This is a genomic window from Desulfovibrio faecalis, from assembly GCF_053570625.1.
This window is the reverse complement of record NZ_JBRBQR010000001.1, coordinates 991,921-1,006,290: the sequence shown is the minus strand read 5'-3', so window position 1 is coordinate 1,006,290 and position 14,370 is coordinate 991,921. Positions and strand designations below refer to the sequence as shown.

Genomic DNA, 14,370 nt, shown 5'->3' with positions numbered 1-14,370 from the left:
TCCTTTTACAGGTGGTTTATGCCGCCTTGCCGCCCAGGCTGCGATGCCAGGGAGCACACGCGCTCCCAGGCTGCAGCCAGAGTTTCGGCAAGGGGTTGGGTAAGGATTGAAATTTCTTCGGTCAGCGCCTGCCGCCGCACCATGGCCTGCGTGACCAGCGGGCTGAAGGGCAACTCGCCCACCACATGGTGCCCGCCCTCTGCCGCCACTGCGTGTATGCGGGCTACCTCTTCCGCGTTCAGGTCGGCCTTGTTGATGAGCACCGCCACGGGGATGCGGAAATGCGCGCACAGCTCCGCCACGCGGGCAAAATCATGCCGCCCCGAGGGCGTGGGTTCCACCACAGCTACGGCCAGAGCCGCGCCGGAAAGGGAGCTGATCACAGGGCAGCCCACACCCGGCGAACCGTCGCAAAGCACAAGGTCTGCGCCCATCTTGGTCGCCTTGTCGCGAGCCTGACGTTTGAGCAGGGCCACAAGCCTGCCGGAATTTTCCTGCCCGGGGTCAAGCTGCGCATGCACAAAGGGGCCAAAACGGGTATCGCTGACATACCACGCGCCACAAGTCCGTTCAGGAAACTCCACAGCGTGCGCCGGGCAAAGTTTGTGGCACACGCCGCAGCCTTCGCAACCCAGTTCGTCTATGGAGTAGAGGCCATCTTCAAGCCGCACTGCGTCAAAACGGCACAGCTCGGCGCAACGTCCACAGGCTGTGCACAGATCAGGATTGATGCGGGCCGTATTGCCGGAAATAAAAACTTCCTCCTGCTGCACCTGCGGGTCCAGCAGAATGTGCATGTCCGGCACGTCCACATCCAGGTCGCAGAGTACGGCCTTTTGCCCCTGTGCATGGGCCAGTGCGGCAAATGCGGCGCATACGGTGGTTTTACCCGTACCGCCCTTGCCGCTGATAACAACTATCTCACGCATGGCTGGCCCCCTTGGCAAACTCCCGCAGTTTGACGGCAAGTTCTGCAAAGCGCTGACGCCACTCCTGACCGGTCACGCCCTGCGCTTGCGTGGGCGGCAAGCCGTGGGCGTAAGCGAGGGCGGCCTCGCGCTGGAAGGGCAGTTCTGCCAATATGGGCAGTTTTGCCCCCGCGCACCATGCGCGCAGTTCATCCTCGCAATCGGCGTTGCCTTCCATGCCCACGCGGTTCATCACCACGGCAACGGGACGCCCCAACTGCGCAAAGGCCGCGTGCGCCAGCTTGAAATCATAAAAGCCAAAGGGGGTTGGTTCCGCCACCAGCAGTACGGCATCCGCGCCGCGAGCCGCCGTCATGGCCGGGCAGCTCACGCCGGGGGGAGCGTCCATGAGTACGTCAGATGGATGCCCCGCAAGCAATTCTGCCAGCTTGCGCTCCTGAGCACGCAGGAGGGGCGGAGTCATGGCCTCGCCCACGCGGGTACGGCCCATCAGAAAGGGGCGTGTTTTGCTGCCAGCGGGCACACAACCCTGCAGCAGGGCGCCAAGCTCCCGCTGCGCCACGCGCAGCGCCTGTTCCGGGCACACCTCAAAACAGCCGCCGCAGCCGTGGCACATATCCTGAAAATACATGGGCTTTGCACCCATCATGGCAATGGCCCCGTAGGAACACATGGGGCGGCATGCGCCGCAGCCCGTGCATTTTTCCTCCACCAGTTCCGGCACTTCAAGATATACCGGCTCAGGCTCCGCGAGACTTGGGTGCAGCAAAAGGTGCAGATTGGGCGCTTCCACGTCCGCGTCCACAAGCAACAAGTCGCGCTCCCACTGTCCGGCAAGGCAGGCGGTCACGGTGGTCTTTCCCGCGCCGCCTTTGCCGCTGGCAATCACAATACGCATACGAGCCTACTTGTTGGGAGCCGTGGCCGGGCTGACCGAGCCATCGGCAAGACAGCGTACGGCTTCGCCCACGCTGCGGTTGTCCATGTCCTGATACACGTCGAGGCCAGCCGCCTTGAGGGCCGTAAAAGCCTTGGGCCCCACATAGCCGCTCATGACGGCCTGCACACCCAGACCAGCCAGCCGCTCAGCAGTCTGAATGCCAGCACCCTGCGCCGCCGCCTGCGATGCGCCGTTGTCCACATAATCTGCCTGCATGGTGTCCATATCCACGATCACAAATCCGCCAGCCCTGCCGAACCGTGGATCAACCTGCGATTCCAGCCCCGGCCCTTCGCTTGAAACGGCTACTTTCATGGCTACTCCCTTGCTCGTTATTTTTGCTCAAATGAGCATAATCCTGTACGCAAAAATGTCAACACCATAAAGAATCCGCCGCACCAACTTTTGCTGATACGGCGGACATGCCGCCCACAAGGCGGCCCGGGGGGGATGTAGAAACTACTTGTGCACGTAATGATCCAGAGGCTTTACCCTGTAGCTGTTGACCGGCATAAGGTCAGTGGTCACGTAGCCCGGCGCGGCGTTAATAAGGTCGGGTATGCGATTGACGATGGTGGCGCAGGTCAGTTCCACCGTGGCGGGACGGGTAATGACCACCTGCGTATCCGGCTCGCCCATGAGCGTCCAGTCGTTGCGGTCAACCTCGCCGGGCGCGTAAACCTTGCCCACGCATTCGCTCTCTATGACGATGCCCTCAGCCGTTTCCGTGGTCACCACGGCAGACATGCCCGTGGCGTGTCCGGCAGGGATGGTCATGCCCAGCGTTTCAGAGCGCAACTCAGCGCTGTGGGTCTGGGGCACGCACTTCTGCACCTGGCTTTTGACGGTAAGGCCCAGACGCTCCGCCAGCCAACCGTTGACGTTCCACATATAGGAGGGCAAAAACTCGCCGCGCTCGATCAACTGCTGACGTTCGGCGGGCGAAATGGCGTCTGCCGAGGCAATTTCCTTCTCAAAGGCGGGCAGGTCAAGCCCCGCGCCGTGAACCTTGGCAAGGGCGATGCCGTAGTCTTCCACATTGTAGCTGGAGCTGCCCTTGATCTTGCTGATGGTGTGCATGGCCCCGGCCAGGGTGGCGATCAGGTTGCCCCAGAACACGTCCTGATAGCCGGAACCGCAAACCGTGCAGCCCGTTTTTTTCGCCATTGCGTCCACCTCGCGAGTGATGGTGGGCGAAGAATTCATGGGAAAGATGGCTTCCTCATTGGTGGTGATGGCGTTGACGCCATTTCTGGCGCAGACCATGAGGGCATCCACGATATCGCGCATGAGGCTCATGGTGGTGATAATGCAGGCATCGGGCTTGAGCGCGGCCAGCACTTTGTCGGCCTCGTCAGCGTGGTGCACCACAACGCCCCGCTCCGGCCCGCCGATGATGGCGCTGATGTCCCGGCCGATCACTGCGGGGTTCACGTCAAAGGCAGCTACGATTTCCGCCCCTTTTTCATATACGTAGCGCATGGAATACTTGGACATCTTTCCGCAACCATACTGGGCAATCCGCAATTTGCTCATGAGCTTCCTCCTGGTTTGGAATGTGCAACCTGAAATACGCTTTCAGTTCCACCATACGCGCCGCTTGTGAAAAAACAAGCATGTCACGGATTGAAAAAATTAGCGCTTTTCCAACCTCACGCCCAAAGCCACGCCAAGGCCCGTCACAATGGCGGCAGCACCCGCCACATCAGCGGGCAGGATGGGCACGCCCAGCAACAGTGCCGAAAGGGCCAGCCCGCTCAGAGGATTGAGCATGTTATACGCAGCCGCAGAGGACGCCCCCTGCGTGCGGATGAGCAACAACCACAGGGCCATGCCCAGCAGGCTCACCACAGCAAGCCAGACAAGCGCCAGCAGGGCCGGAATGGGAACCGCAAGAGGCGTCACACTGCTCTGCATGGCCACAGGGGCAAAACAGAGCATGGCGCAGACTGACATCCAGAAATTGACGGGCAGCAGCGGCATGTTGCTGTACTTGCCGCGAAAGAGCACCGCACCTACGGAAAATGCCACGGTTGCCCCGGCAGCCAGCAGCAGCCCCTGAACGGCCCCGCCCTCAAGCTTGCCCACGCCCACCATGAGCACAATGCCAGCGAGCGACAGCCCAAAGCCCAGCAGCTTTGCCGCGCTGAACGATTCCAGCCCGCGCGCAACGCCAAGCATAAGAGTGACAAAGGGCGAGCAGGACACAATGACCACAACCCAGGGAGGCGAGACCAGTTGCAGGGCGGAGAAACTCAGCCCCAGATAGGCCACGTTGTTCAGCAGGCCGAGCACAAATCCAGCCCGCAGCGCCTTGCCCGCCTGCGGCCCCCACAGGCTTTTGCCGCACAAGAGGCCAAGCACAAAAACGGTGCCCACAAAACGGTAAAACAGGCTTACGAATGGCCCCATTTCCGTCACCACAATCTTGCCCGCCACAAAGGCCGAGCTCCAGATAATGCTAAAGCACACGCCCGCAGCCACGTGTCGCCAGTTCAGACCTTTTTGGGCCGTGTTTGCCGCGCTTCCATTTCCCAATTCTGGCTCGCTCGCTTTCAGCGGCCTTTCCACACTTGCTGATTTTTCCATTTTTCACCCCTACCCCTTGCGGCAATATAATTGCGTCCACAGTAGGCGGGGGCTTGATAATTTGTAAAATTTATTTTTATCATAAACAAATCAGTTCAACTTATTTTAGGTGGTCAGCAGTTATGGAATTCCCGGCAGACACGCGGAGCATTACCCTTGAGCATATGCGGGCTTTTATTGCCGTGGGCCATTGCCGCAGCTTTCAGAAAGCCGGGGAGCAGCTCTGCCGCAGCCAGTCGGCGGTGACGCAGTCTGTCAAAAAGCTGGAGGCGCACCTCAACTGTACACTGGTGGAGCGTGGCAACGGGCACACCTTTGGCCTCACCACGGCGGGGCAACGCATTTTGCCGGAATTGGAAGATATTCTACAGCGCTTTGACGCGGTCCTGCGCGCAGCCCGGCAACCTGAATTGCGGGGACGCATCACGGTGGGTATCCCGCCAAGCTTCAGCACGGTGGAATTGCAGGCAGCCGTGGCCCGCCTGCTGGCCCTGAACCCTGACCTTCAGATCGGCGTCATCTCGGCCATGTCTGCGGACATTGACCGCATGCTGGCGGACGGCAGCCTGGATGTGGCCCTGATCAACCAATACCGCTTTGACAGCAGCCACGCGCCCGAGGGCATATTCGAGGTATTGGCGCAACAGCCTCTGCACTGGGCAAGCGGCGGGCACATGGAGCTTGCGCCGACCGTGCCCGTGCCGCTTGCTACCTACAGCGAGGGCAGCCCCTGGCGCTCCGCCACGCTGGAAGCCCTCAATACCGCAGGCAGAAGCTATGATTTTGCCTATGTAAGCGCCTCGTACGAAAGCCTGTGCAGCTCGGTGCTGGCGGGTTTTGGCATAACCGCCCTGCCCGACTGGGATATGGACGGACGCTTTGTCATCCTTGACGGCACGTGCGACCTGCCGCCTCTGCCGCAGGTGCGAACAGTGCTTAAAACAGCCGCGACCAGCCCGGTGCTGCAGCAGTTTTGCGACTTCATCATGCAACTGCCATTTTTTAAAAACCTGCGCCCTCAAGCCTGAGCGCCGCACGCAAAAAGCCCCCGAATCCTGAGATCCGGGGGCCTGAATCAGCTATGAACGCCGCCGCAGAGCGGCATGTACTAGGGTTTGTTAACTCTATGAGCAATTTTGTTCTCTGCCAAGGAAGGAATCCTTTTTATGAAGGGAGTGTACTCCCTTCGGTACTCGACCGAAATAAAAAGGCTTCCTGACGCAGACAGAGGGCAAAAGAGCCATAGTGCACAGGCCCTAGCCTCTGTCTTCCAGCGCCGCCACCGAGGGCAACACCTTGCCTTCCAGCAGTTCCAACGATGCGCCGCCACCTGTGGAGATATAGCCCATCTTTTCGGACAGGCCGTACTTTTCCACCGCAGCCACGGAATCACCGCCGCCCACCACCACAAAGGCCTTGGAATCCGCAAGATAATGAGCCAGTGCCTTGGTGCCTTCGCCAAAGGGATCAGTTTCAAACGCGCCCACAGGGCCGTTCCACACCACAGTGGCAACCTTGGACAGCAACTTTTTGTACTGCGCAATCGTGTCGCGGCCTACGTCCAGAATCATCTGGTCTGCGGGCACATCGCCCACTGCGCGGGTGGTAGCCGCCTGACCGGGAGCCAGTTCCTCGGCGGTCACAACATCCACGGGCAGGGGCAGCTCCCTGTTGAGATTCTTGGCCTGCTCCATGATGCGCTTGGCGTCCGTCACCAGATCTTCCTCGTACAGGGACTTGCCGACCATATACCCGGCAGCCGCAAGGAAAGTATTGGCAATGCCGCCGCCCACAATGAGCACGTCCACTTTTTCCAGCAGATTTTCCAGCAGGGCCAGCTTGGTGGACACCTTGGAGCCGCCGATGATGGCAGCAAGCGGACGGGCGGGATTGTTCAGCACCTTGGCAAAGGCATCCAGCTCCGCCTGGAGCAGCGGCCCGGCGCAGGCAACCTTGGCAACGCGCACCGCACCCTCGGTGGAGGCATGCGCGCGGTGGGCCGCGCCAAAGGCGTCCATCACATATACATCACCCAGGGCGGCAAGTTGCGCGGCCAGGGCGGGGTCGTTCTTTTTCTCGCCCTTGAGAAAACGCACGTTCTCAAGCAGGGTCACGGTGCCGGGAGCCGCCTTGGCTTCTTCCAACGTGGCGGCGAGGGCAACAGGTTTGCCCATCAGCTCGGAAAGGCGGGCGGCCACGGGCTTGAGGGAGAACTGCTCTTCATACTGCCCTTCTGTGGGGCGGCCCAGATGCGAAAGCAGCACCACGCCCGCGCCTTTTTCAAGGGCCGTGGTAATGGTGGGCAGCGAAGCGCGGATGCGCTTGTCGTTGGATACCTGTCCGTCCTTCATGGGCACGTTCAGGTCTTCGCGAATCACAACGGTTTTGCCTGTCAGGTCCAGATCCTGCATTTTTTTGATGGGCATATGCGTTCTCCCTGTAAGAGGATTTGCTTCGTTCTGTCGGTCAGTTACTTCCCAAGCTGCCGGAAGAGGCCTTCCGCCACTTCCAGCACATGCGCCACGGTAAAGCCCAGACGCTCAAAAACGATCTTGGCAGGGGCGGAAGCGCCAAAGCGCTCCATGCCGACCACCGCGCCGTCCAGACCCACATACTTGCGCCAGTAATCCGCAGCGGCGGCTTCAATGGCAATGCGGGCGCGCACGCCACGGGGCAATACGCTTTCCTTGTAGGCCGCGTCCTGCGCGTCAAAAATCTCTGCGCAGGGCATGGAGACTACGCGGGCCTTGCGGCCATCGGCGGTCAGCTGATCAGCGGCCTCAAGGGCAAGCGACACTTCGGAACCAGTGGCTATAAGGATGATCTCGGGAGTGCCTTCGCAGTCGCGCAGCACATAGCCGCCGCGCGCAATGGATTCCACCTGGGCGGCGTCGCGCTGGCAGAAAGGCAGATTCTGGCGCGAGAGCGAAAGCCCGGTGGGCGTGTGGGCGCTTTCAAGGGCGCTGTGCCAGGCCACGGCGGTTTCCACCGTGTCGCAGGGACGCCAGAGGTTGAAATTGGGCATGAGGCGCAGCATGCCGAGCTGTTCCACAGGCTGGTGCGTGGGGCCGTCTTCGCCCACGCCAATGGAGTCGTGCGTCAGCACCCACACGGCGCGGATGCCCATGATGGCTGCCAGTCGCAGGGCGTTCTTGGCTTGGTCGGCAAAAGACATGAACGTGCCCGCGTAGGGGATGAACCCGCCGTGCAGGGCAAAACCGTTCATGATGGCGCTCATACCGAATTCGCGCACGCCGTAGGAAACATAGTTGCCCTTGTGGGTCTGCACGTCCATATGCTCGGAGGCGCTGGTCAACGTACCCACGGAGCCGGTGAGGTCGGCTGAGCCGCCCACAAGTTCGGGCAGGCGGGGCACGAGGCATTCAAGGGTTTTCTTGGAGGCCACGCGCGTTGCCGTTGTTTCAGCCTTGCTCACGGCTTCTTCAACCATGCCCCGCGCAATGGCGGCCCAGTCTTCGGGCAGTTCGCCGCGCATACGGCGGGTAAATTCTGCGGCAAGCTCGGGATTGGCCTTGGCGTAGGCGGCATAGGTATGTTCCCAGGCGGCCTCGGCAGTCTTGCCCTTTTCACGCGCGTCCCATGCGGAATACAGTTCCTGCGGCACTGTAAAGGGCTCTTCGGTCCAGCCCAGAGCCGCGCGGGTGGCTGCAATGCCATCGTCGCCAAGGGGCGAACCGTGGCAGGAGGCGGAATCGGCCTTGGGCGAACCAAAACCAATGTGGGTGCGGCAGATGATCAGGCTGGGACGGCTCTGGTCGGCCTTGGCCTCGGCAATGGCGGCGTCCAGTGCGGCGGCGTCGTGCCCGTTGATGGGGCCGATGACCTGCCAGTGGTAGGCGCGGAAGCGGGCCGCCACGTCTTCGTTGAACCAGCCGTCAATCTTGCCGTCAATGGAAATACCGTTGGAGTCATAAAGGGCAATGAGCTTGCCCAGGCCCCAGGTGCCAGCCAGAGAGCAGGCTTCATGCGAGACGCCTTCCATGAGGCAACCGTCGCCCGTGAACACATAGGTGTGGTGATCCACAACCGTGTGTTCGGGCGTGTTGTAACGGGCGGCCAGCATGCTTTCGGCCAGCGCCATGCCCACGGCGGAAGAAATGCCTTGCCCCAACGGGCCGGTGGTCATTTCAATGCCCAGATCAGGCTCATATTCGGGGTGCCCTGCGGTTTTGGCGCCCCACTGGCGGAAATTGCGCAGTTCCTCCATGGGCAGATCATAGCCCGTGAGGTGCAGCAAGGCATAGAGCAGCATGGAGGCATGGCCGTTGGAAAGCACAAAGCGGTCGCGGTCAAACCAGCGGGGGTTGCTCGGATTGTGCTTGAAACCGTGACGCCACAGGGCTTCGGCCATGTCGGCCATACCCAGCGGTGCGCCGGGGTGACCGGAGCGGGCTTTTTCAATGGCGTCCATGGCAAGGGCGCGGATGGCATTGGCGCACTGTCTGCGGGTGGGCATGACTCTTTCCTCTATTTTTGCGTGATATGGTTGGCGGCGCGGCGTCTCAGGGCATCTTCCGCATGGCGGGGCGTTTTGCCCGCAAGCGGAGCCATAAAGGCGGCAAGCCGTTTGTCGTAAGGTTTATGGCCAAAAAAGGCCGAGCCGGACACAAGGACTTCCGCCCCGGCGTCCACAAGCTGGGCCGTGTTTTCGGGGCATACGCCGCCGTCAATCTGGATGAGCGCCTCGGCCCCGCCGTTGGCGTCAAGCATCTGCCGGGCGGCGCGGATCTTGTCGAATGTGGCGGGGATGAATGCTTGCCCCGAAAAACCGGGGTTTACGCTCATGAGCAGCAGCATGTCCATGTCCGCCGCCAGCCAGCGGGCCGCGCTCACATCCGTGCCGGGGTTGAGGGCAAGCCCCGCCTTGCAGCCCATTGCCCGGATGGCAGTGAGGGTGCGCTGCGGGTGCTTGTCGGCCTCGGCATGGATGACCAGCATGTCTGCCCCGGCCTTGTGGAAGTCGGCAATATAGCGGGCCGGGTCGTTCACCATGAGATGCACGTCAAAAAAAAGCCCGCTGACAGACCGTAGAGCCTTTATCAGCGGGGGACCAAAGGTGATGTTGGGCACAAATGCCCCGTCCATCACGTCCAGATGCAGCCAGGTGACTCCGGCGGCTTCAAGTGCGCCAAGCTCTTCAGCCAGACGGGCAAAATCGGCAGACAGCAATGAGGGCGATAAGATCATGATTATATCGGGGTGAGCGTGTTTGCGGGGGAGGACCACCAACAGAAAGGGTCGCCTCCCCCGCGTCCCTTCCCTGAAATATTCTGTTACGCCAGCAGGCGCAGCCTATTTTTCACTGAGCAGGCGGCGCAGTGAGATCAGTTCCCGCTGGAGCATGCGCATGAAATCCGGGTCCGGCACAGCCGCCACGCGTTCGGGCAGGCTTTCGTCCACAACGGCGCTGCCCGCGAGTACGCGACGCGCGCCTTCAATGGTCATGCCCTGTTCGTGCAGCAACTGCCGGATACGACGCAAGAGGGCCACGTTTTCTTCCGTGTACAGGCGCTGCCCCTTACCGGTGCGCAGCGGCGCCAACTGGGGAAACTCCGTTTCCCAGAAGCGCAACACATGGGTTTTGAGGTCGAGCAGTTCTGCGACCTCACCTATGCGGTAGGTATTGTCGGGCGTGTGGTCCGACATGTCATACCCCTCCTGACACTCTCTGAAAATGTGCCGGAATTGCGCAGGCCCGAAAAAACCGGGCCTGCGCGCACTGTGTTATATCTTTACGCCCAGAGCGCTTACAAGCGACTGTGCCACCTTCTCCCGCTCCTTGTCCACTTCCGTATCCTTGAGGGTACGCTCCGCATGGCGGAACGTGAGCCGGAAGGTCAGATTGCGCACGGGTTCCGCGCCCTGCTCCGTCTTGGGTTCAAAGCAGTCCACCAGGGCCACTTCGTCCAGCAGGGGCAGCTTGAGCCCCTGCACGTGGGCAGTGATGTCGGCCACCTTGAGGCCCGGCCCGGCGGTCACGGTAATGTCGCGCCGCACGGGCGGATACACCGGCAGGGGCGCAAAGCGCACCGTGGCGGCATCGTGCAGTTCGCGCAGGATGTCGAGGTTCATTTCAGCCAGCCACACGTCCTTGCGGGCGTGGTATTCGTCGGCCATGGCGGGTTTGACCCGACCCATGAAGCCCACGGCGCGGCCATCCACAAAGATATTCACGCAGGGCAGCAAAAAGGCATGCTCCTGAGCCAGTTCATAGATGGGCGCGCCAAGATGCAGATAGTGCAGCAGGTTTTCCACCACGCCCTTGAGGTCGGCATAATCCATGTCGCCCTCAGCCTGGGGCCAGGCCGTGTCGTAACGCGCGCCATACAGGAGCACGCCCAGCATGCCCGTTTCGCGGGCGGTGGTTTCAGAGGAGGCGTCAGCTTCAAAGATATTGGCAAGCTCAAACAGCCGCAGCCCCTGCGCTCCCTGAGCAAGGTTATTGCGCAGATCGTACATCAGGCCGGGGGCCAGGGCGGTGCGCAGGGCATCCTGTTCCGCCGAGAGCGGATTCATGATGGAAATACGGCCCTCGCGCGGCATGGCAAGATGGTCCATGTCCTTGTGGCCCACAAAGCTGTAGTTCACGGCTTCGTTGAGGCCGAGGCCAGCGCCCCAGTGCTTGAGGCGCGACCAGAATCCGTAACGCGATTCCGGCTCGCCTGCGCGGTCAAGGTTGCGGGCAATGGCGGGCAACACGGGGGCAATGGTATCCAGCCCGTGCACACGGCCCACTTCTTCGATCAGATCAGCCTCGCGGGTGAGGTCGGGCCTCCAGGAGGGCTGGCTCACGCGCCACACGGGGCTGCTTTCGCCCTTGTCCACATTGCAGCCCATGCCGGTGAGCACTTTTTCGTCAAAGTCCGCGCCAAGCTGTACACCCAGCAGGGAATCGGCTCGCGAGGGGCGAAATTCAATGCTGGCCGCTTTGAAGGGGCGGGGTTCGTTGATGGAAAGCCCGCGCTGCACACGCCCGCCGCTGACGGCGGCCATCATGGCGCAGGCGCGGTCAAGCGCCCACACGGTGCGCTGCTGGTCGATGCCGCGCTCAAAGCGGTAGGACGCCTCGGACGAGAGGCCCAGACGGCGCGATGTTTTGCGGATTGTGGCAGGCTTGAAGACCGCGCTTTCCAGAAACACATTGGTGCTGGCATCGGAAATTTCGCTGTTCAGGCCGCCCATAACGCCAGCAAGAGCCACGGCGCGCGCACCGTCGCGGATACAGAGGTCGGCTGCGGTGAGCGCGCGTTCCTGCCCGTCAAGGGTGGTGAAGGTATCGCCTTCCTGCGCGCGGCGCACCACAATACGCCCGCCTTCCAGCTTGTCCATGTCAAAGGAGTGCAGGGGCTGACCGCATTCAAACAGAATGTAGTTGGTCACGTCCACGATATTGGAAATGGGGCGCACACCCACGGCATGCAGGCGGTGGCGCAGGCGCATGGGCGAAGGCCCGATCTTGACGCCCGTGATGACGCGACCGGAATACAGCCAGCAGTGCTCGGGGTCGTCAATATCAATGGGAACCAGCACTTCCGCGCCAGAGTCCAGCTCCAGCGGCAGCTCGGGTATGGAGAGAGGCAGGTTGCAGGCCAGCGCTGTTTCGCGCGCAAGGCCAAGAACCGATAGGCAGTCGGCGCGGTTGGGCGTGATGGAAATATCCAGCACTTCGCGGTCAAGCTCAAGCTGCTCCACCAGAGGCTTGCCCACCACAAAGCTTTCGGGCAGCACCATGATGCCTGTGTGGTCTTCAGTCAGGCCCAGCTCGCGCTCGGAGCAGATCATGCCAAAGGATGGCGCGCCGCGCAGCTTGGCCTTTTTGATCACCATGCCGTCAGGCATTTTGGTACCCACCAGAGCCACAGGCACTTTCTGGCCCGCAGCCACATTGGGCGCGCCGCAGACGATATCAAGCAGCTCGCCCTGCCCGGCGTCCACCTTGCAGACGTGCAGGTGGTCAGATTCCGGATGATTGTCGCACGAAACCACATGCCCCACCACAATGGAGCTTATGGCATCGTAGGGCCGACTGATATCTTCCAGCTCAAGGCCGAGCATGGTCAGGCGGTCGCCCAGCGCCTCAGCCGTTCCTTCATACGGAGTAAATTCACGCAGCCATGAAAGTGAGAGCAGCATAGTTCGTCCTGTTTCCGCGCCTTGGCGTGGTTATTTGAAACTCCAGGCAGGAGTCTGATTTTGCGGATCGGGCAGTGGGCGCTCGTAGCGCTCGCTCTGGCCCGCGCCCACGCCGTAGGCCCCGGGTCTGGGGCGTTTGGGAGCGGGTTTTTCTTCCGGCTGGCGGTCGTCAATGGTGTTGCCGTAAGCGTCCGTGTAGCCCATGCCGCCCTCTGCCGTGCGCCCTGCGTTCTTGCTGGGCAAGGACTCGATGCGCTTGGGTTCACCAGGCGGGTCCATTCCGGAATGGCGCGGGGTGTAGGCTGAGGCGGCCTGAGCTTCATCCGTCGCCAGCCAGCTCGGGCTGCCGGGCAACAGGGAAGCCGCCGCCAGCAGACCCAGCAATACAAGGCATACGGGCAGAGCCATAAGGCGGCCTGCGCGCATGCGGGCATTGCTGCAATCTATGGGGCTCATGACGCTGGGCATAGTGTCCTACCGGGCAAACTGGCCAAGGAAGCGCACGTCGTTTTCAAAAAACATCCGCAGATCGCCGATGCCGTACTTGAGCATGGTCACGCGTTCCACGCCCATGCCAAAGGCAAAACCGCTGACATCCGCCGGGTAGCCCACGGCTTCAAACACGGCAGGGTCAACCATGCCGCAACCCAGAATTTCAACCCAGCCCGTGGTTTTGCACACACGGCAGGGCGCATCGCCAATGTGGCCCTTGCCTCCGCACATGCAGCAGGAGATGTCCACTTCTGCCGAGGGTTCGGTAAAGGGGAAGAAGCTGGGCCGGAAGCGCACCTGGGTTTCAGCGCCAAAGACCGCGCGTACAAAGGCTGTGAGCGTGCCGCGCAGATGGGCCATGCTGATGCCCTCGCCCACCATGAGGCCTTCGATCTGATGGAACATGGGGGTGTGGGTGAGGTCGCTGTCGCGCCGATACACCTTGCCGGGAGCAATGACGGCCAGAGGAGGCTTGCGCGCCAGCATGGTGCGGGCCTGCACGGGCGAGGTGTGCGTGCGCATGAGCACTTTTTCGGTGACATACAGGGTATCCTGCATGTCGCGGGCGGGATGCTCGGGCGGCATGTTCAGGGCTTCAAAATTGTAGTAGTCGATTTCCACTTCCGGACCGGAAGCCACGTCAAAGCCCAAATTCTGAAAAATCTGGCAGATTTCTTCCGTCACCAGAGTGGTGGGATGCAGGCTGCCGCGCCAGGGCGCGCGACCAGGTACGGAAGGATCGAAACGGCGCAGGGCTTCGGCCTCGCGTCCGGCCTCAAGAGCAGCCTTGCGGGCTTCAAACAGGGCGTTGCAGCGCTCTTTGACGCTGTTGGCGGTCTGGCCCACGGCGGGGCGCTCTGCCGGGGCCAGCGAGGGCAACTGGGCCATGATCTGGGCTATGCGGCCCTTGCGGCCCAGAACATCCACGCGCAAAGCCTCAAGGGCATCCAACGAAGAAGCCTGGCCCAGACCTTTTTCAAGTTCGGGAACCAGGCTTTCCAGTGCAGAAATCAGATCCATAGCGGATATCCCAATGCCGCGCGTCGCGGCTTTTTGTTAAGGGATGCGCAGGAAAACGGAAATGACGGCACCCGCTTTCGGCAGGCCTGGCGGCCCTGCCCTGCGGAACATCCTGCCATTTCTGCGGTCTGCGCATCCTCACGGCATGAATTCGCCCTGCCCGCCGGACAATCCCCGGCGATACAAAAAAATCAAGGCGCGGACGGCGCTTGTGCACCGCCCGCGCCTTATACCATGCAAGGCCCC

13 protein-coding genes are annotated in these 14,370 nt (G+C 61.5%); 1 reads left to right on the top strand and 12 read right to left on the bottom strand.

Annotation, left to right across the window (positions count from 1 at the left end):
- Positions 1–5: 5 nt before the first annotated feature.
- From ACUZ79_RS04440 to ACUZ79_RS04420, 5 genes are all read right to left on the bottom strand, one after another.
- Entirely contained in the window at positions 6–929 is a 924-nt protein-coding gene (locus ACUZ79_RS04440) for an ATP-binding protein (RefSeq protein WP_240823754.1), read from the bottom strand.
- Positions 922–1,827 (bottom strand): nucleotide-binding protein, encoded by a 906-nt coding sequence (locus ACUZ79_RS04435; RefSeq protein ID WP_449250814.1) that lies wholly within the window; start codon positions 1,825–1,827, stop codon positions 922–924. Before ACUZ79_RS04435 ends, ACUZ79_RS04440 begins: the two co-directional genes overlap by 8 nt.
- 6 nt (positions 1,828–1,833) lie before the next feature.
- The gene (locus tag ACUZ79_RS04430) at positions 1,834–2,184 is read right to left on the bottom strand and encodes a NifB/NifX family molybdenum-iron cluster-binding protein (RefSeq protein ID WP_215647979.1); all 351 of its coding nucleotides are present in this window, start codon (positions 2,182–2,184) and stop codon (positions 1,834–1,836) included.
- A gap of 144 nt (positions 2,185–2,328) precedes the next feature.
- Entirely contained in the window at positions 2,329–3,405 is a 1,077-nt protein-coding gene (locus tag ACUZ79_RS04425) for an NAD(P)H-dependent amine dehydrogenase family protein (protein ID WP_449250813.1), read from the bottom strand.
- Positions 3,406–3,504: 99 nt separating this feature from the next.
- On the bottom strand, positions 3,505–4,458 hold the full coding sequence (locus tag ACUZ79_RS04420) for a DMT family transporter (RefSeq protein WP_449250812.1): 954 nt from the start codon (positions 4,456–4,458) through the stop codon (positions 3,505–3,507).
- Between the two features lie 122 nt (positions 4,459–4,580).
- Between ACUZ79_RS04420 and ACUZ79_RS04415 the strand changes: the two genes are divergently transcribed.
- Positions 4,581–5,486 carry a LysR family transcriptional regulator gene (locus ACUZ79_RS04415; protein WP_449250811.1) on the top strand — a complete coding sequence of 302 codons (906 nt, stop codon included), beginning with the start codon at positions 4,581–4,583 and terminating at the stop codon, positions 5,484–5,486.
- A 228-nt stretch (positions 5,487–5,714) separates the two neighbouring features.
- On the opposite strand, the gene ACUZ79_RS04410 is transcribed toward ACUZ79_RS04415, so the two are convergent.
- The 7 genes from ACUZ79_RS04410 to pheS form a co-directional block, all read right to left on the bottom strand.
- Positions 5,715–6,884 carry a phosphoglycerate kinase gene (locus ACUZ79_RS04410; RefSeq protein ID WP_449250809.1) on the bottom strand — a complete coding sequence of 390 codons (1,170 nt, stop codon included), beginning with the start codon at positions 6,882–6,884 and terminating at the stop codon, positions 5,715–5,717.
- A gap of 44 nt (positions 6,885–6,928) precedes the next feature.
- Positions 6,929–8,935, bottom strand: a complete 2,007-nt coding sequence (gene tkt / locus ACUZ79_RS04405) for a transketolase (protein WP_449250808.1) — start codon at positions 8,933–8,935, stop codon at positions 6,929–6,931.
- A gap of 11 nt (positions 8,936–8,946) precedes the next feature.
- Complete coding sequence (gene rpe / locus ACUZ79_RS04400; protein ID WP_449250807.1) at positions 8,947–9,666, bottom strand: ribulose-phosphate 3-epimerase; 720 nt, start codon at positions 9,664–9,666, stop codon at positions 8,947–8,949.
- A 105-nt stretch (positions 9,667–9,771) separates the two neighbouring features.
- On the bottom strand, positions 9,772–10,125 hold the full coding sequence (locus ACUZ79_RS04395) for a MerR family transcriptional regulator (protein ID WP_192112323.1): 354 nt from the start codon (positions 10,123–10,125) through the stop codon (positions 9,772–9,774).
- A gap of 78 nt (positions 10,126–10,203) precedes the next feature.
- Positions 10,204–12,612: a phenylalanine--tRNA ligase subunit beta gene (gene pheT, locus ACUZ79_RS04390; protein WP_240823745.1), complete on the bottom strand. Its 2,409-nt coding sequence runs from the start codon at positions 12,610–12,612 to the stop codon at positions 10,204–10,206.
- A gap of 30 nt (positions 12,613–12,642) precedes the next feature.
- Positions 12,643–13,080 carry a translation initiation factor IF-2 gene (locus ACUZ79_RS04385; protein WP_449250806.1) on the bottom strand — a complete coding sequence of 146 codons (438 nt, stop codon included), beginning with the start codon at positions 13,078–13,080 and terminating at the stop codon, positions 12,643–12,645.
- Positions 13,081–13,086: 6 nt separating this feature from the next.
- A complete protein-coding gene (gene pheS / locus ACUZ79_RS04380; protein ID WP_298992093.1) occupies positions 13,087–14,124 on the bottom strand; it encodes a phenylalanine--tRNA ligase subunit alpha in 1,038 nt (345 codons plus the stop codon).
- Positions 14,125–14,370 lie beyond the last annotated feature (246 nt).

What these genes read in the sequence shown, in the direction of transcription:
- ACUZ79_RS04420 (WP_449250812.1), bottom strand. Translation starts at nt 4,458, where the DNA reads ATGGAAAAATCAGCAAGTGTGGAAAGGCCGCTGAAAGCGAGCGAGCCA.
- ACUZ79_RS04385 (WP_449250806.1), bottom strand. Translation starts at nt 13,080, where the DNA reads ATGCCCAGCGTCATGAGCCCCATAGATTGCAGCAATGCCCGCATGCGC.
- ACUZ79_RS04425 (WP_449250813.1), bottom strand. Translation starts at nt 3,405, where the DNA reads ATGAGCAAATTGCGGATTGCCCAGTATGGTTGCGGAAAGATGTCCAAG.
- pheS (WP_298992093.1), bottom strand. Translation starts at nt 14,124, where the DNA reads ATGGATCTGATTTCTGCACTGGAAAGCCTGGTTCCCGAACTTGAAAAA.
- ACUZ79_RS04435 (WP_449250814.1), bottom strand. Translation starts at nt 1,827, where the DNA reads ATGCGTATTGTGATTGCCAGCGGCAAAGGCGGCGCGGGAAAGACCACC.
- ACUZ79_RS04395 (WP_192112323.1), bottom strand. Translation starts at nt 10,125, where the DNA reads ATGTCGGACCACACGCCCGACAATACCTACCGCATAGGTGAGGTCGCA.
- ACUZ79_RS04415 (WP_449250811.1), top strand. Translation starts at nt 4,581, where the DNA reads ATGGAATTCCCGGCAGACACGCGGAGCATTACCCTTGAGCATATGCGG.
- ACUZ79_RS04430 (WP_215647979.1), bottom strand. Translation starts at nt 2,184, where the DNA reads ATGAAAGTAGCCGTTTCAAGCGAAGGGCCGGGGCTGGAATCGCAGGTT.
- ACUZ79_RS04410 (WP_449250809.1), bottom strand. Translation starts at nt 6,884, where the DNA reads ATGCCCATCAAAAAAATGCAGGATCTGGACCTGACAGGCAAAACCGTT.
- rpe (WP_449250807.1), bottom strand. Translation starts at nt 9,666, where the DNA reads ATGATCTTATCGCCCTCATTGCTGTCTGCCGATTTTGCCCGTCTGGCT.
- pheT (WP_240823745.1), bottom strand. Translation starts at nt 12,612, where the DNA reads ATGCTGCTCTCACTTTCATGGCTGCGTGAATTTACTCCGTATGAAGGA.
- tkt (WP_449250808.1), bottom strand. Translation starts at nt 8,935, where the DNA reads ATGCCCACCCGCAGACAGTGCGCCAATGCCATCCGCGCCCTTGCCATG.
- ACUZ79_RS04440 (WP_240823754.1), bottom strand. Translation starts at nt 929, where the DNA reads ATGCGTGAGATAGTTGTTATCAGCGGCAAGGGCGGTACGGGTAAAACC.